Origin of the sequence: Bordetella petrii, assembly GCF_017356245.1 — a bacterium.
Taxonomy (GTDB): Bacteria; Pseudomonadota; Gammaproteobacteria; order Burkholderiales; family Burkholderiaceae_B; genus Bordetella_A; species Bordetella_A petrii_D.
The window spans coordinates 815329-831779 of sequence record NZ_JAFMZZ010000001.1 but is presented as its reverse complement, the minus strand read 5'-3'; the positions used below and the strand labels follow the sequence as shown (position 1 = coordinate 831779).

16 protein-coding genes are annotated in these 16451 nt (G+C 68.8%); 3 read left to right on the top strand and 13 right to left on the bottom strand.

Annotated elements, in window-relative coordinates; translation table 11 throughout:
• Positions 1-184: 184 nt before the first annotated feature.
• From flgK to J2P76_RS03955, 3 genes are read left to right on the top strand one after another with little or no spacing between them, the layout of a single operon-like run.
• Positions 185-1840, top strand: coding sequence for a flagellar hook-associated protein FlgK (gene flgK, locus J2P76_RS03965; protein WP_207404605.1), 1656 nt, complete (start codon positions 185-187; stop codon positions 1838-1840).
• 35 nt (positions 1841-1875) lie between these two features.
• A complete protein-coding gene (gene flgL, locus J2P76_RS03960) occupies positions 1876-3099 on the top strand; it encodes a flagellar hook-associated protein FlgL (protein WP_207404604.1) in 1224 nt (407 codons plus the stop codon).
• Positions 3100-3148: 49 nt separating this feature from the next.
• Positions 3149-4768: a methyl-accepting chemotaxis protein gene (locus tag J2P76_RS03955; protein ID WP_207404603.1), complete on the top strand. Its 1620-nt coding sequence runs from the start codon at positions 3149-3151 to the stop codon at positions 4766-4768.
• Positions 4769-4971: 203 nt separating this feature from the next.
• On the opposite strand, the gene fliR is transcribed toward J2P76_RS03955, so the two are convergent.
• From fliR to fliF, 13 genes are all read right to left on the bottom strand, one after another.
• Positions 4972-5760 (bottom strand): flagellar biosynthetic protein FliR, encoded by a 789-nt coding sequence (fliR, locus tag J2P76_RS03950; protein ID WP_207404602.1) that lies wholly within the window; start codon positions 5758-5760, stop codon positions 4972-4974.
• 36 nt (positions 5761-5796) lie between these two features.
• The gene (gene fliQ, locus J2P76_RS03945) at positions 5797-6066 is read right to left on the bottom strand and encodes a flagellar biosynthesis protein FliQ (protein ID WP_207404600.1); all 270 of its coding nucleotides are present in this window, start codon (positions 6064-6066) and stop codon (positions 5797-5799) included.
• Between the two features lie 10 nt (positions 6067-6076).
• Entirely contained in the window at positions 6077-6850 is a 774-nt protein-coding gene (fliP, locus tag J2P76_RS03940) for a flagellar type III secretion system pore protein FliP (protein WP_207404599.1), read from the bottom strand.
• A 31-nt stretch (positions 6851-6881) separates the two neighbouring features.
• Positions 6882-7205: a flagellar biosynthetic protein FliO gene (gene fliO, locus J2P76_RS03935; RefSeq protein WP_207404598.1), complete on the bottom strand. Its 324-nt coding sequence runs from the start codon at positions 7203-7205 to the stop codon at positions 6882-6884.
• Positions 7206-7210: 5 nt separating this feature from the next.
• Positions 7211-7753, bottom strand: coding sequence for a flagellar motor switch protein FliN (gene fliN / locus J2P76_RS03930; protein WP_207404597.1), 543 nt, complete (start codon positions 7751-7753; stop codon positions 7211-7213).
• A complete protein-coding gene (fliM, locus tag J2P76_RS03925) occupies positions 7746-8753 on the bottom strand; it encodes a flagellar motor switch protein FliM (RefSeq protein WP_207404596.1) in 1008 nt (335 codons plus the stop codon). Before fliM ends, fliN begins: the two co-directional genes overlap by 8 nt.
• 2 nt (positions 8754-8755) lie before the next feature.
• Positions 8756-9328 (bottom strand): flagellar basal body-associated FliL family protein, encoded by a 573-nt coding sequence (locus J2P76_RS03920; RefSeq protein ID WP_207404595.1) that lies wholly within the window; start codon positions 9326-9328, stop codon positions 8756-8758.
• Between the two features lie 150 nt (positions 9329-9478).
• Positions 9479-10795, bottom strand: coding sequence for a flagellar hook-length control protein FliK (locus tag J2P76_RS03915; RefSeq protein ID WP_207404593.1), 1317 nt, complete (start codon positions 10793-10795; stop codon positions 9479-9481).
• A gap of 40 nt (positions 10796-10835) precedes the next feature.
• Positions 10836-11285: a flagellar export protein FliJ gene (fliJ, locus tag J2P76_RS03910; RefSeq protein WP_207404592.1), complete on the bottom strand. Its 450-nt coding sequence runs from the start codon at positions 11283-11285 to the stop codon at positions 10836-10838.
• Positions 11278-12747 (bottom strand): flagellar protein export ATPase FliI, encoded by a 1470-nt coding sequence (gene fliI, locus J2P76_RS03905; protein ID WP_207404591.1) that lies wholly within the window; start codon positions 12745-12747, stop codon positions 11278-11280. Before fliI ends, fliJ begins: the two co-directional genes overlap by 8 nt.
• Positions 12744-13505 (bottom strand): flagellar assembly protein FliH, encoded by a 762-nt coding sequence (gene fliH, locus J2P76_RS03900; protein ID WP_207404590.1) that lies wholly within the window; start codon positions 13503-13505, stop codon positions 12744-12746. The genes fliI and fliH overlap by 4 nt, the downstream gene beginning before the upstream one ends.
• Entirely contained in the window at positions 13498-14508 is a 1011-nt protein-coding gene (fliG, locus tag J2P76_RS03895; protein ID WP_207404589.1) for a flagellar motor switch protein FliG, read from the bottom strand. The genes fliH and fliG overlap by 8 nt, the downstream gene beginning before the upstream one ends.
• Positions 14498-16177, bottom strand: coding sequence for a flagellar basal-body MS-ring/collar protein FliF (gene fliF / locus J2P76_RS03890; protein WP_207404588.1), 1680 nt, complete (start codon positions 16175-16177; stop codon positions 14498-14500). The genes fliG and fliF overlap by 11 nt, the downstream gene beginning before the upstream one ends.
• Positions 16178-16451 lie beyond the last annotated feature (274 nt).

Sequence of the window (16451 nt, the reverse complement as noted above, 5' to 3'; positions counted from 1 at the left end):
CAGGGTTTCACCAGGCGCCGCACGCCCCTCCCGGAGTGAAAACGGGCATGGCGAAATCGGGGACGCGGCGAAGCCGGCTTTGCCGGCCCGCCGGCGTCGCCCCCATGAGGGGGCAGCGCGCAGCGCTTCGGGGGTGGGTTTTCACCTCGGGATCGGATGCGGTTTTCTACGGGATATCGGCAGCATGAATCTGTACAACTTGGCGCTTACCGGACTGAACGCATCTCAGGCCGGGATGGAAGTCACCAGCCACAATATCAACAATGCCGCTAACGCGGGGTACAGCCGGCAGCGGGTGATGACCTCGACCGCGGGCGCCACCGAGACCGGCCAGGGTTTCTTCGGGCGCGGCGTGCAGGTCGACACGGTCAAGCGCCAGTACGACAGCTTCCTGTACCGCCAGATGGTGGGCGCGCAGGGCAGTGGCGCCCAGCTCGCCACTCAGTACGACCAGGTCTCGCAGATCAACAACCTGTTCGCCGACCGCACGGTGGGCATCACCCCGGCGCTGGAAGGGTTTTTCGCCAGCCTCAACGCCGGCGCCAGCAATCCGGCCGATCCGGCGGTGCGCCAGGACATCCTGGGCAAGACCAATTCGCTGGTCACGCAGATCAACTCCGCCTACCGCGAACTGCAGAACCTGCGCGAAGGCGTGAATACGCAGATCTCGACCACGGTGGAGCAGGTCAACAGCTACCTGGAACGCATCAACGACCTGAACCAGCAGATCGTGGTGGCCCAGGGCAAGTCCGGCCACGCGCCCAACGACCTGCTCGACCAGCGCGACCAGGCGCTGTCCGAGCTGAACCAGCTGGTGGGCGTGCGGTACTACGAGCAGGGCAACAGCCTGAACATCACCCTGCAGAGCGGCCAGACGCTGTTGTCGGGCACTACGGTATACCCGCTGGCCGCCGTGCAGTCGGCCACCGACCCCACGCGCATGGCGCTGGCCTATTCGCTGCCCGCCGGCTCGGGCTCTACGGTAAAGGTGGAGCTGGCCGACAGCGAAGTCAGCGGCGGCAAGCTGGCCGGATTCCTGCAGTTCCGCAGCCAGTCGCTGGATGCGGTGCAAGACCAGCTGGGGCAGCTCGCGGTCGGGCTGGCCCTGGCGTTCAATGCCCAGCACGAAGCGGGGCTGGACTTGAGCGGCGACCCGGGCGAGGCCATGTTCGGCCTGGGCCAGCCGGCGGCGATTCCCAAGGCGGGCAACGCCGGCGACGGCTCGCTGACGGCGCAGTTCACCGATTCCAATGCCGTCAAGGCCACCTCGTACGACATTGTGTACGACGGCACGCTGAACCAGTACGTGGTGACGCGGCAGTCGGATGGCTTTACCCAGACGCTGACGCCATCGGCCGGCACGCCGCCCACCATCGAATTCGACGGCATGTCGGTCAGCCTGGCCGGCACGCCCGCGGCGGGCGATTCCTGGAAGCTGCAGCCTGTCCGCGACGCGGCGCGCGACCTGAAGGCGCTGATCACCGATCCGGCCAAGCTGGCCCTGGCCGACAGCGCAGGCGGCACTACCAATGGCGCCAACGGCCTGCTGCTGGCCAAGCTGCAGACCGAGAAAGTGCTGGGCGGCGGCACCCTGAGCCTGAGCGGACAGTTTTCGCAGCTGATCAACAACGTCGGCGTGCAGACCCAGCAGATCAAGACGGCGGCGACGGCGCAGGACAACCTGATTACGCAGCAGACCTCGGCCTATCAGTCGGTATCGGGTGTGAATCTGAACGAGGAATACGTCAACTTGACGATTTACCAGGAGCAGTACCAGGCCAGCGCCAAGATTCTGGATGTGGCCAGCACGGTGTTCGACACCCTGCTGGGCCTGCGCTGATCGATGCTGATTGACACGGATTTGGAGTTTTTCCCATGCGCCTGAGCACCTCGCTGATCTACCAGAACGGCCTGAACGGCATCCTGAAGCAGGAAAGCACCCTGTCGCGCCTGCAGGAACAACTGGCCAGCGGCCGCCGCGTGCTGACGCCGGCCGACGACCCGCTGGCCGCCTCGCTGGCGGTGAACGTTTCGCAGACGTCGAGCATGAACGCCACGTATGCGTCCAACCGCAACACGGCCAAGCAGACCCTGGGGCTGGAAAGCAATGCCCTGGGCTCGGTGGTGACCACGCTGCAGTCGGTGCTGCAGCGCGTGGTGCAGGCGGGCGGCACGCTCAGCGACGCCGACCGGCAGGCGCTGGTGACCGAACTGGAAGCTTCGCGCGACCAGTTGGTGGGCCTGGCCAATTCCACCGATGGCAACGGCCAGTATCTGTTTTCCGGCCATGACGGCTTCAGCACGCCTGTCACGGTAGACGCCAACGGCAATGTGAGCTACGGCGGCGACGATGGCCAGCGCATGATCCAGGTCGACCAGACCCGCCAGATGGCGGGCAGCGACGTGATCTCGGACATTTTCGGCAAGGCCTCGGCTGGTTCGAAGGCCTACATCGTCGAAGCGAATCCGGCCAATACCGGCACCGGCCAGTTCAGCGGCGTGTCGTTCGACACGGCGGCTGGCGCCGCTTCCAGTCAGGACTTTCTTGTCAGCTTCTCGGAAATCGGCGGCGTGCTGCACTATACCGCCGACACGGTGCCGGGTTCGACCCCGGCACCCGCGCCCGTGCCTTATGTCGAAGGGCAGACCATCGACCTGGGCGGCATCAGCTTCAGCATCTCGGGCCAGCCGGCCGCCGGCGACAGCTATACCGTCGAACCCCCCAAGGCGTCGAACATGGACATGTTCGAAACGCTGGACAGCCTGATCGACACGCTGGGGCGTTCGACCACGAACGACCCGGCCGCCGTCGCCGCCATCAACAATGGGCTGGCCACGGCCAACAAGAAGCTGACGCTGACGCTGGACAACGTGCTGACGGTGCAGGCCTCGGTGGGCGCGCGCCTGAACGAGCTCGACGCGCTGGACGCGGTGGGGACGCAGCGCACGCTGTCATATACCAAGCAGCTTTCCGACCTGGAAGACGTGGATGTCTATTCGGTGACTTCGGAACTGCTGCTGCGCAAGGTCGCGCTCGATGCGGCGACTTCGTCATTCTCGATCATCCAGGGTTCCAGCCTGTTCAGCCGCGGCCGTTAGGCCAGGCGGCCCGGCATTTCTTGCATATTTTTATCTATCACCTCAGATCATGCTGTCCAATATGAAAGTACGCACAGGCATCCTGCTTGTGCTCGGCGTATTACTGCTGGCCTTGTTGGCATCCAACGGCACCGCCTGGCTGGCCATGCATTCCAGCAACGACAAGCTCGATCGGGTCAATTCGGCTTATTCGAACCAGGTAGTGCCGGTGTACGAGGCGTACACCTTGCTGCAGCGCTCGCGCCTGAACCTGGCGGCGGCGGCAGTCGAGCTGCAGGCGGGCCGCTTCCCGGAAGCCGACCGGTTCCTGCAGCGCGCGCGCGAGGCCGGCAATACGGCCGCGCAAGGCATGGCTGCCTTCATGAAAACTGAGAAGAGCAGCACGCTGCAAGAGAAATCGGCTGTTCTGAACACCGCCTACCAGCGCTATGCGGGGCAGGCCACGCTGCAGGGCGATGCGCTGGGCAAGCAGGACACCCGCGCCTTTATCGAACAGAACGACGCTACCCAGGCGGCCGCGACCACGTTCGAAGAGACTCTGGCCGGATACTTGAAGTACATCGATGAGCGCACCGACGAGCTGGTGGTCGACGCCCAGGCTGATTATTCCGTTTCGAAAATCGTGTCGATCGCGCTGGTGGCCATTGCGGTGCTGCTGGCGGCGCTGTGCTGGATGTTCCTGCAGCGCAGCGTGCTGCGTCCGCTGCGCCAGGCCGGCCAGCATTTCGACCGCATGGCCGCGGGCGACCTGACGGCGCGGGTGGAAGTGCGCAACAGCAACGAGATCGGCCAGCTGTTCGCGGCGCTCAAGCGCATGCAGGAGAACCTGGCGCGCACGGTGTCGCAGGTGCGACGCGGAGTGGACGAGATCAACGTGGGCTCGCGCGAGATATCGGCGGGCAACACGGACCTGAGCAGCCGCACTGAGCAGCAGGCGGCGTCGCTGGAAGAGACGGCGGCGTCGATGGAAGAGCTGGCCTCGACGGTCAAGCAGAACGCGGACAACGCACGCCAGGCGAACCAGCTGGCGGCCAGCGCCTCGGATGTGGCCGAGCGCGGCGGCGCGGCGGTGTCGGAGGTGGTGAGCACGATGGAGGGGATCTCGGCGAGTTCGCGCAAGATTTCCGAGATTGTGTCGGTGATCGACGGTATCGCGTTCCAGACGAACATACTGGCGCTGAACGCGGCGGTGGAAGCGGCGCGCGCGGGCGAGCAGGGCAAGGGCTTTGCGGTGGTGGCGGGCGAGGTCCGTTCGCTGGCGCAGCGCAGCGCGCAGGCGGCCAAAGAGATCAAGGTGCTGATCGAGGACTCGGTAAGCAAGGTGGGCACGGGCTCGCAGCAGGTGGAGCGGGCGGGGGCGACGATGCAGGAGATCGTGGCCTCGGTCAAGCGAGTGACGGACATCATGGGCGAGATTTCGGCGGCCTCGGAAGAGCAGTCGGGGGGTATCGACCAGGTGAACCGGGCGGTGTCGCAGATGGACGAGGTGACGCAGCAGAACGCGGCGCTGGTGGAAGAGGCGGCCGCGGCGGCAGGTTCGCTGCAGGAGCAGGCGCAGCGGCTGGCCGAGGCGGTATCGGTGTTCAAGATCAACGCGGGCGAAGTCATCGAAGTGCCGGCCCAGCAGCTGACGGGCAATTACGCGGCGCCGCTGGTGGCCCAATCATAAGCAGACCCGCTGACTCCCCCACATTGCGCCGGATAAGCCCGGCGCTTTTTTTATGAGCCGCAGCGGCGCCAGGCGCCTTAAGGCGAAAGACGGCGGCATAGCCCAGGTGTCAGGCTCCGCCAGGTGCCTGACACCGCAGTAAGCCATCGCCGTCTCAATCGTACGGTGTCCGACACCCTTAGCGCCTGCGCTGGCCCGGGCCGCTATTGCCCCGCCAGGCCGCCAATCACGTCGCTGACCGTCTGCAGGCCGTCGCGCAGCAGGTGTTCCAGGAACGGCGCCGCGTGCGGCAGCACCACCGCCAGCAGCAGCAGCCCGGTGATCAGGCTGACCGGAAAGCCCACCGCGAACACGGACAGCTGCGGCGCCGCGCGGTTCAGGATGCCCATCGCCAGGTTGATGGTCAGCAGGGCGCAGATCAGCGGCAGCGCCAGCAGCAGTCCTGACACGAAGATGGTCTGCCCCCACTGCACCAGGATGCCCCAGCCGTTGCGGTCCAGCGTCAGTTCGGTCAGCGGCAGGACGTCGAACGAGCGCACCAGCGCCGCCAGCACCAGCAGATGGCCGTCCAGCGCCAGAAACACCAGCATCGCCACGATATTGAACAGGCGCGACAGCACTGCCGTATTGGCGCCGGTGGCGGGGTCGAAGAACGAGGCGAACGACAGCCCCATCTGCAGGCCCACGAATTCGCCGGCGGTCTGCACCGCGGCAAAGACGATGCGCATGGTGAACCCGATGGCGGTGCCGATCAGCACTTGCTGGCCCAGCAGCCACAGGCCCGCATACGAGCCGGGCGGAATGGCGGGCGGCGGCCCCAGGCCGGGCGCCACCGCCATGGTCAGCACGAAGGCCAGGCCCACCTTGACGCGGATCGGGATGGTGGATTCCGAGAACAGCGGCGCGCTGCCCACCAGCGCCAGCATGCGCACGAACGGCCACAGGAATTGCAGCAGCCAGGCGTCGAGCTGTTGCTGGGTGAAGGTAATCATGGCGTGCCGGCGGGCGGGCGGATGCGCGCGGCGCGCTTACGAAACCAGCAGCGGGATCTGGCTGATCAACTGGCGGATGTAGTCGGTCATCAGGCTCAGCAGCCAGGGGCCCAGCAGCACCAGGGCGCCGCACATGGCCAGCAGCTTGGGAATGAACGACAGCGTCATTTCATTGATCTGGGTGGCGGCCTGGAACACGGCGATGACCAGGCCCACCGCCAGGGTCACCAGCAGCAGCGGCCCGGCCATCGCCAGCGCGATTTTCATCGCCTGGTAGATCATCGACATGACGGTTTCAGCAGTCATGGCAGCTCCGTCATTGGTAGAAGCTGCCCGCCAGCGAGCCCAGCAGCAGGTTCCAGCCATCGGCCAGCACGAACAGCATCAGCTTGAAGGGCAGGGCCACGGTCACCGGCGGCACCATCATCATGCCCAGCGCCATCAGCACGCTGGCCACCACCAGGTCGATGATCAGGAAGGGAATGAAAATCGTGAAGCCGATCTGGAAGGCGGTTTTCAGCTCGCTGGTAATGAAGGCCGGCACCAGGATCTTCATCGGCACCTGGGACGGATCTTCCAGCGCCGGCTGGTTCGCCAGGTTGGCGAACAGCGTCAGGTCGTTCTCGCGCGTCTGGTGCAGCATGAAGGTATGCAGCGGCGCGGCGGCGCGCTCGACCGCGGTTTCAAAAGGAATCGAGCCTTCGGACAGCGGCTGGTAGGCTTCGCTGTAGATGCGGTCGAACACCGGCGACATGGTGTAGAAGGTCAGGAACAGCGCCAGTCCGATCAGCACGTGATTGGGCGGCGACATGCCGCTACCCAGCGCGCTGCGCAGCAGCCCCAGCACGATGATGATGCGCGTGAAGCCCGTCATCATCAGCAGCGCCGCCGGCAGGAAAGACAGCGAGGTCATCAGCAGCAGCGTCTGCATGCTGAGCGAATAGGTCTGCGCGCCGCCCGGGCCGGGGGTGGCGGTCAGGGCCGGCAGGGTGGCCTGGGCCACCACGCCGGCGGGAAACAGCGCCAGCCCCGCCAGCGCGGCGGCGGCCAGGATCAGCGGCACGCGGCGGCATGGGCGGTAAGGGGTCATGCTCTGGGGCATCATGAAAGCCGGGACAGCATCAGCCGCGGCGCTTGAGCGCCTGCGACAGCTTGCCGGCAAAGGCGCCGAGTTCGGACGGCGCCGGCGGCGCGGCGCCGGCGGGCAGGGTGTGCAGGGGCGTGATCTGGGTGGGCGTCACGCCCACCACCAGCCAGGCGTCCTCGATCTGCAGCACGGCCACGCTCTGGCGCGGGCCGAGCTGCAGGCTGGCCACTTGCCGCAGCAGCCCCGTGCCGGCGCGGCCGGCCAGGCCGGCGCGGCGCGCCAGCCAGGCCGAGGCCAGGATGGCCGCCAGCACCAGCAGCAGGCCGATCACCACGCGCAGCACCCCCGATTCCGTCATGGCGTTCAGCGGCGGTTGTTCAGGCGGTTGATGCGTTCCGACGGCGTGATGATGTCGGTGAGGCGGATGCCGTACTTCTCTTCCACGACCACCACTTCGCCCTGGGCGATCAGGTAGCCGTTGACGAAGATGTCCATGGGCTCGCCGGCCAGGCCGTCGAGCTCGACCACCGAGCCCTGCCCGAGCTGCAGCAGGTTCTTGATGGTAAGGCGGGTGCGGCCTAGTTCTACGGTCAGCTGTACCGGCACGTCCATGATCAGGTCGATGTCGTTGCCGGTGCTGCCCACGGTGTCGGCCAGCGGCTTGAAGACCGAGCCGCCGGCGGGGCGGGCCGCGGGCGTGGCGGCCGCCGCCGCCGCGGGGGCTGCCGGGGCGGCGGCGGCCTGCTCGGCCATGGCGCCGGCCCAGTCATCCTGCGGCTTCAGGCCGTCGGCCTGGGTGGGGGGCTGGGCCGCCGCGGATTGCTCGGCAAGCGCGTCGGCCCAGTCGTCGGCCGGGGCGGCGGACGAACCGGAACCGGCCTGGCCGGGCTCGTTCGTGTCAGTCATGGTCGGGGGCCTCGTGTGTATCGCTTTCGTAGGTAAACAGGTTCTGCACGCGCAGGGCGTATTGGCCGTTGAAGACGCCGTAGCTGCATTCCATCAGCGGCACGCCGTTGACGCTGGCGACGATCGTCTCGGGCACTTCGATCGGCAGCACGTCGCCGGCCTTCAGGCGCACCAGGTCGCGGATGGTGGAGGGAATCGTGGCGAATTCGGCGCTCAGGTCGACGTCGGCGCTGCGCACCTGGCGCGACAGCTGGTGGGTCCAGCGCTGGTCGACTTCTTCCAGGGTGGCCTCCTGCAGCGGCCGGGTCAGCAGATCGCGCACCGGCTCGATCATCGAGTAGGGCAGGCAGATGTTCAGGTCGCCGCCGGTGGCGCCGAATTCGATATGGAACGACGACACCACCACAACTTCGTTGTTGCCGGTGATGCTGGCGAACTTGGTGTGCATCTCGGAACGCACGTACTCGAATTCGATCGGGTACACCGCGTCCCACGACTTGCCGTAGCTTTCCAGGGTCAGGTTCAGCAGGCGGCGGATGATGCGCTGCTCGGTGGTGGTGAAATCGCGGCCTTCCACGCGCGTGTGGTAGCGGCCGTCGCCTCCGAACAGGCTGTCGATCACCAGGAACACCAGGCTGGGGTCGTAGGTGAACAGCGCCGTGCCCCGCAGCGGCTTCATCTGGATCATGTTCAGATTGCTGGGCACCGGAAGATTGCGTTCGAAGTCGGCGTACTTCAGTATCTTGATCGAGCCGACCGTGATGTCGGCATTGCGCCGCATGAAGTTCAGCAGCAGGTGGCGCAGCTGGCGGGCGAATCGCTCGTTGATGAGTTCGAGCGTCTGCATGCGCCGCCGCACCACGCGGTCGGGCGAGCTCAGGTCGTAGGCGCGCGCGCCGCGCGCATCGGCCTCGTCGCCGGATTTGCTGTCGCTCTCGCCGGTAACGCCGGCCAGCAGCGCATCGACTTCATCCTGCGAAAGAAACGCCTCGTAGGCCATGCTTACTGCACCACGAAAGCCGTGAACAGGGCCGCGCTGACGTACTGGCCATCGGGCAGGGGCGAAAACGGCTGGTTGACGGCGGTGACGACCGCGCGCGCGATGTCGGCCTTGCCCTGCTGCGACTGGGCGGCCGCCGGCGACTGCGCCGACAGCACCATCAGGATGCGGCTGCGCACTTCGGGCATGTATTTCTCGATGCGCGCGCGGGTTTGCTCATCGCCGGCGCGCAGCGTAATGCCCACGTGCAGGATGCGCTCGCTGTCGGCGCTTTGCAGCGTGACGGTGAAGGCTTCCAGGGGAATGAAGATGGGCGCCGGCACGGCCGCCGGGGTGGCCGGCGGCTCGACGAACACGGCCGGCGCGGGGCCGGCGCCGGCCTTGCCCACGCCCAGCCGCACCGGCGCCGTTTCGGCGTACTGGCGGTGCATGACGAACCACGTGATGGCGACGCTGGCGCCGGAAACGATGGCCAGGGCCAGCAGCCAGAAAAGGCCGCGCAGGATCGGGCTGCCACGGGATGTGCGCAGCGGCAGGTTGCTTGCCGGCAGGGAAGAATTCTTGGAAGTGGCCATCAGGGTATCGCTACTTGGGAATGATGGGATTCTGCCCCAAAGTCCGCCGCGGTTTGCAGGCGAAAAACAGGACGAAAGCTGCGTATCTCAGGCTATTGCGCGGCCCGCGGCGGGGCGCGCCCGCCGCCGCGCGCAACGGCGCGGCCCGGGTCAGGCAAAGGTGTCGACCAGGCTGTCGCCGCGGGTGGCGGTGGCGCTTGCGGCGGGCGTCAGCGCCACGGCGACTTCACCTTGCGCGCCGCCGCCCTGGCCCTGGCCCTGGCCGCGGCCCTGCTGCTGCTGCATGTCGAAGCCGGATTGCGAGCCGTGCTCACCCACGCTGGCCTGCCCCAGCGACAGGCCGGCCTGCGCCAGCGCCTGCTGCAGCTGCGGCAGCGCGGCTTCGACCGCATGGCGCACCGCGGCATGGGCCGACACAAAGCTGGCGGTGGCGACGCCGTCATTGACGCTGAGCGTGACGCGCAAAGGCCCCAGGTCGGGCGGATCGAGCCGCAGCTCGGCGGTCTGCTGGCCTCGCGCGGCGTCGTGGCTCAGCACGACCAGCTGGCGGCCCAGGTCGGCGCCCCAGGCGGGCGTAGCCGCCACGGGAACGGCCACGCCCAGTGCCAGCGGCGTGGCGGGCGCCAGCAGCGGAGCGGATGTCGCGGGCGCACGGCCGGCAATGCCGGCGGCGGCGGCCAGGCCGTCAGCCGTATCGGTGACGGCGGCATGCAGGGACGCGCCGCCGTGGCCGGCAGGCTGTGGGGTGTTATCGGCAAGCTGCAGCGCCAGGTCGGCATCGGCGGCCGCCTGGGCATCGATGTGCTGCGGCGCGCCGGGCCCGGCGGCCGCCAGCTGTGGCGCGGGCGCGGCGCGCGCATCGCGTGCGGCGGCGCGGGCGTCAGGCCCGGCGCTGGCGGCAGGCGCTTTTGCATGCGGCGCCGGCGCGCTGGCCGGCGCGGCAGCGGGCAGGGCCGCCGCGACGGCTTGCGGCGTGGCGGCGGCCTGGGCGGCGGCGGCCTGGGCGGCGGGCGCGGGCGTCGCCGAAGCCGCAGGCGTGCCGGCATCGGCCATGCCGGCCGCCGCGGGCGCCGGCCGTTGCAGCTGCGCGGCCTGGGCGGCGATCTCCAGCGCCTGGGCGGGCAGGGCGGCGGGCGGCGGTTGTTGGGGCTGGGGCTGCGCTTGCGCCTGCACGGCCGCGGCGCCGGCGGCGGCCGCGGCGGCCGGATCGGCAGAGGCGGCCGGATCGGCAGCCGCCGCGGATTCCGGCGTTTCGGCGCCAGGTTCTTTGGCGGGTTTGGCGTTGCCGGCCGGCCTGGCCGGCGCGCCGGCGGCGGGCCGGGTCTCGTCGGCGGCCGCGCCGCGCTGGCGCGCCAGCTGCTGCGCGAAGCTGCCGGCCTTCGGATTGTCGGCAGGGGCGGCGGCGCGCTTGCCCTGGGCGGGCGGCGCGGCGGGAACAAGCAGCGGGGTGGGCGGGGTCGCGGTCATGAGGGCATCCTGATCGGCGGTCGGGTTGGGGCGTTCGACACTAGTGTGGGGCGGACTGGCGGAACATCATGCGGGACGCGAACTCGTCGCTGGCGCGCTGTTCGCGCCGGGTTTCCTGCACGGCCTGCGCGCGCCGCTCGCGTTCTGCCAGGGCATCGAAAGAATTGAGCCGGCGCTGCTGCAGCTGCCAATGGGTGCGGCCCTGCGCCAGGTGGGTGTCGGCCTGGCGCAGCACCGCGGCCTGCTGGCCGATGGCATCGTCCAGGGTGGCGATGAAGCGCTGGTAGTTGTGGCAGTCGGCGGCCGACATGCCGGCCTGCATGGCATTCTGCAGGCGCTGCAGGTAATCCTGCCGGTAGTCCTGCAGCATCGACAATTGCCGTTCGGCATGGCTGCGCTCGGCGTTCAGCCGGCCCAGCGCGCGCGCGGCTTCGTCGGTGCTTTCCTTGGCCAGGCCGATCAGCGTATCCAGGGGCAGTTGGCTAGGCATAGGCTTCCTTGGTCTCGAAGGCGGCGCGCAGCTGGTCGACCGCCGCACCGTACGACACGCTGTCGCCGATATCCTGCTGCAGGAAAGCTTCCAGGCGCGGGTAGCGGGCGATCGCGTCGTCCAGCTGCGGATCGTTGCCGGCGCTGTAGGCGCCCACCGCGATCAGGTCGCGATTGCGCTGGTAGCGCGACAGCGTCTGCTTGAAGCGGCGCACCACGGCATACTGCGGGTCGGGAATCAGCGAGGTCATGGCGCGCGAGATCGACGCCTCGATGTCGATGGCCGGGTAATGCCCGGCCTCGGCCAGGTGGCGCGACAGCACCACGTGCCCGTCCAGGATGGCGCGCGCGGAGTCGGCAATGGGGTCCTGCTGGTCGTCGCCCTCGGCCAGCACGGTGTAGAAGGCCGTGATGGAGCCCGCCTTGCCGCCGGGGCCGGGCGCGCCCATGCCGGCACGCTCGACCAGCGCCGGCAGCCGCGCGAATACCGAAGGCGGATAGCCCTTGGTGGCGGGGGGCTCGCCGATCGCCAGGGCGATTTCGCGCTGGGCCATGGCGTAGCGCGTCAGCGAATCCATGATCAGCAGCACGTCCAGCCCCTGGTCGCGGAAATGCTCGGCCAGGCGGGTCGCATAGGCGGCGCCCTGCAGCCGCAGCAGCGGCGACACATCGGCCGGCGCGGCCACCACCACCGAGCGCGCCAGCCCGTCGGCGCCCAGGTTGTGTTCGATGAATTCCTTGACTTCGCGGCCGCGTTCGCCGATCAGGCCCACTACGATCACATCGGCGCGCGTATAGCGGGCCATCATGCCCAGCAGCACGCTCTTGCCCACGCCCGAACCGGCGAACAGGCCCATGCGCTGGCCGCGGCCCACGGTGAGCAGGCCATTGATGGCCCGCACGCCCACGTCCAGCACCGTGTCGATGGGCGCGCGCGACAAGGGGTTGATGGGCAGGGCGGACAGGGGGGCCAGCTCGGCGCCGGTCAGCGGGCCCAGGCCATCCAGCGGCCGCCCGGCGCCGTCGAGCACGCGGCCCAGCAGGGCGTTGCCCACCGGCAGATGGCGGCCCAGCTGCGGCTTGGCGTTGCCATTGAGCTCGGCCTTGCGCGGCAGCGGAATGGCGCGCTGCACCGGCGGCTCGCCGGGCACGACCCGCGCGCCGGGCGGCAGGCCCGAGATATCGGCTTGCGGCATCAGGTACAGCGTATGGCCGTCGAAGCCCACGACTTCGGCGTCGGCCCAGTGGTCGTGGCCGCGCGCGATCTCGATTCGGCAGGCCGCGCCCACCGGCAGGCGCAGGCCGGTGGCATGCAGCACCAGGCCGGTGGCACGAATGATGCGGCCGCTGGCCAGCCAGGGCTCGGTCGACGCGGCGCGGATCGAGCCGATGCGCAGCTGGGTTTCCCAGCGCTCGATGACCGGGGCAGCCGCGGCGCTCACTGTTGCGCCCGGCGGGTTCATACCTCGTCCTCCCAGGACGCGCTGCGCCCCAGCGAAGCGGCGATGCGGCGCCAGCGCGTCTGCAGCGTGGCGTCGATGTCGCCGTACGGCGTCTCGGCGCGGCAGCCGCCGCGCGCGATGGATTCGTCGGCCAGCACGCGCCAGTGGCCGTCGCGCAACTCGTCGGCCAGGTGCTGGCGCACCAGTTCGAGGTCGGCTGGATGCACCCACAGCCGCATGGCGCCGGTGGCGGCGGGATTGATGTGCAGAACCTCGCGCACGGCGGCCAGCATGGTTTCGGGTTGCTCGGCCAGCGTGGTGCGCAGAACCTGCCCGGCGATGTCCAGCGCCAGGGTCAGCAGCGCCTGGCCCATCCGGGCTTCCAGCCCCGCCAGCGACGTGCCGCAGGATTCGGCCAGGGCATGCAGCTGCAGCGCTTCCTGGCGGGCCTGTTCGCGGCCCTGCGCCAGGCCTTCCTGGTAGCCGGCTTCGCGGCCCGCCGCCAGGCCTTCGGCGTGGCCGGCCTGCCGGCCTTCCTGCAGGCCCTGTTCCAGGCCCTGTTCCAGGCCCTGTTGCAATCCGTCGCGGCGCCCGTCTGACTCAGCCCGCGCGCGCGCTTCGCGCAGCAGCTCCTCGGGATCCGGCCCGGGCTCGGGTTCGGGCGGCGGCGGCGCGATTTCGACGGCGTCTTCCACCGGCAGGTCGAACGACGACATCTGCCAGCGCCGCCAGGCGGCGCGGGGCAGAGCGTCGGGAGCGGCCCGGCGGGCTTCAGACATAGGCGTCGTCGCCCTGGTTGCCCAGCACGATCTGGCCGCTTTCGGCCAGGCGGCGGGCGATCTGCAGGATCTTCTTCTGCTCGGACTCGACCTTGGACATGCGGATCGGGCCCTGCGCCTCGAGGTCCTCGCGCAGGATGTCGGCGGCGCGGCTGGACATATTGCGCAGGAACTTGTTGCGCAGTTCTTCCGAGGCGCCTTTCAGGGCCACCATCAGGCTGTCGTTGTCGATTTCCTTCAGGATCAGCTGCAGCGCCCGGTCTTCCACGTCGATCAGGTTGTCGAACACGAACATCTCGTCGATGATCTTCTGCGCCAGGTCGTTGTCGCGCTCGCGCAGGCTTTCCACCACGGCTTCTTCGTCGGACGAGTTCATCATGTTCAGGATCTCGGCCGCGGTGCGCACGCCGCCCATCTTGCTGCGCTTGGCGCCCTGGCCGGCCAGCACCGAATTGAGCACGTCGGTCAGTTCCGACAGCGCGGCCGGCTGCACTCCGCCGAAAGTGGCGATGCGCAGCATCACGTCGTTGCGCAGGCGGTCGGTCAGCAGGGCCAGCACGCCGGCGGCGCGATCGCGTTCCAGGTGCACCAGGATGGTGGCGATGATCTGCGGGTGTTCGTCGCCGATCAGCTCGGCCACGGTGTGCGGGTCGAGCCAGTTCAGCGCGTCGATGCCGCTGGCGCCTTCGCCGGCCTCCAGGATGTCTTCGATCAGGCCGGCGGCGCGGTCGCTGCCCAGGGCCTTGGTCAGCACCGAGCGGATGTACTCGTCCGAGCCCAGCGTCACGGCCATGAACTGGTCGGCTTCCTGGCGGAATTCTTCCAGCACCACGGCGACGTCGCCGCGCGTGACCTGCTTCAGGTTGGCCATCGAGCCGCCCACCTGCTGGACTTCACGCGCCGTCAGGTACTTGAAGACTTCCGCGGCGGCGTCCTCGCCCAGCGACATCATCAACACCGCGCTGCGCGTCACGCCGTCCAGCGGTTTTCCGTCATTTCTCATCTTTGGTCATCCAGGCGCGCATCACCATGGCGACAGCGCGCGGGTCTTTGGTGGCCATCTCGCGGGCGCGCTGCAGGTTGTCTTCGTAGCGGTCGACTTCCTTGGCGCGCGCGGCCGCCTGGGCCTCGCGCTGCACTTCCTGGCGGCGCGCCTCGGCTTCCTCGGGATCGACCGGCGGGTACAGATAATTGGCCACGGCGGGCCGCAGCCTGCGGTACAGCCACAGGGCCAGCGCCAGGCCCAGCACCCAGGCCAGCACCGTCTTGACCAGGTCGAGCAGTTCCGGGTCGCGCCAGATGGGCGGCTGCGCCGGCTTGTCGTTGAACTGGCTGTTGACCAGGTTCAGCGAATCGCCGCGGGCCTCGGAATAGCCCATGGCTTCGCGCACCAGGTTGGTCAGCTTGGTCAACTCTTCTTCGGGCAGGGGCTGGGGTTCGCCGCTGTCGTCGGGCAGGTAATTGACCACGACCGCCACCGACAGGCGCTTGAGCAGGCCCACCGGCTGCTTGACGTGGCTGATGGTGCGATCGAGCTCGTAATTGATCGTGGCGTCGTTGCGGTTGTTGGTGGGCAGGCGCGCCGCCGCCTGCGCGGCGGCGTTCTGCGCGGCATTCTGTGCGGCATTCTGTGCGGCGTTCTGGCCGGGCTGGCCGGCGGCCTGCGCCGCCTGCGGCGGATTGACGATGGGCGCCTGGGCCGCGGCGGGAGGCTGGTTGCTGAGCGCGCCGGGCACACCCTGGGCCGGGTCGACGCCGGTCTGCAGCGAATCGCTGGTCTGCTTGCTGCGCACCGCGGCCTGTCCGGGCTCCTGGTTGGGGCGATAGACCTCCGAGGTCTGCTCGCGCCGCGCGAAATCCATTTCGGCGCTGGCCTGGGCCTGCACGTTGCCGGGTCCGACCAGCGGGTTCAGGATGGTGAGGATGCGTTCGACCGTGCGCTGTTCGATATCGCGGCGCAGGCGCGACTGGTCGGCGTCCAGGCCGCGCCCTTCGCCTTGCGGGGCCGACAGCAGGCGGCCGTTCTGGTCGACAATGGAAATGTTCTCGGCGGTCAGGTCCGGCACGCTGGATGCCACCAGCCAGGCCACCGCGGCGACCTGCGCGTCGCCCAGGCTGCGGCCCGGGTACAGGTGCAGCAGCACCGACGCCGTGGGCGCCTGGCGGTCGCGCACGAACAGCGACTGGCGCGGCAGGGCCAGGTGCACGCGGGCGCTCTGCACGGTGTTCATGGCCTCGATCGAGCGCGCCAGCTCGCCTTCCAGGCCGCGCTGGTAGTTGATCTGCTCGGCAAACTGGCTGGCCCCGAAGCGGGTGTTGTCCAGCAGTTCGAAGCCCACCGAGCCGCCGCGCGGCAGGCCCTGGCCCGCCAATTGCATGCGGGTGCCGTAGACGCGGTCGGCGGGCACCAGCAGGGCCCGGCCGTCGCCGCTGAAACGGTATGGCACGTTCATCTGGCCCAGCGCGGTGACGATGGCGCCGCCGTCGCGGTCGTCCAGGTTGGCGAACAGCACCTTGTAGTCCGGCTCGCGGCCCCACATCGCCAGCACGGCCACGATCGCCACCAGCGCGGCGGCGGCGCCCAGCAGCAGCGGCTTGGGCAGCGCGCGGATCTTCTCCAGCACAGGAAACTTGGCCAGCAGCGATGTGCCTAGGGTGGCCTGCTGGTTCATCGGGGGCTCCGGCAAGCTTCGCGGAGCGTAGAGACGGACAACATGGGCGGGTGGGGCAGGTTACGCATGCAACGTGCTTGGTATCGGGGGAGCGTGAATTATGGCGGCGGCCCGCGCCATCCCAATCGATGAAAACAACCGTTTTTTGGCGTTACTTGTTCCCTATGTGTCCCGTGTTTTGCGGCGTCCGGCCACTGGCGCGCCGGCCGGGCGCATGCGGGGGAACTGCCGGGTGTTTTGCCGGCTATTGCGGGCTATGCGCGAACGCCGCCGC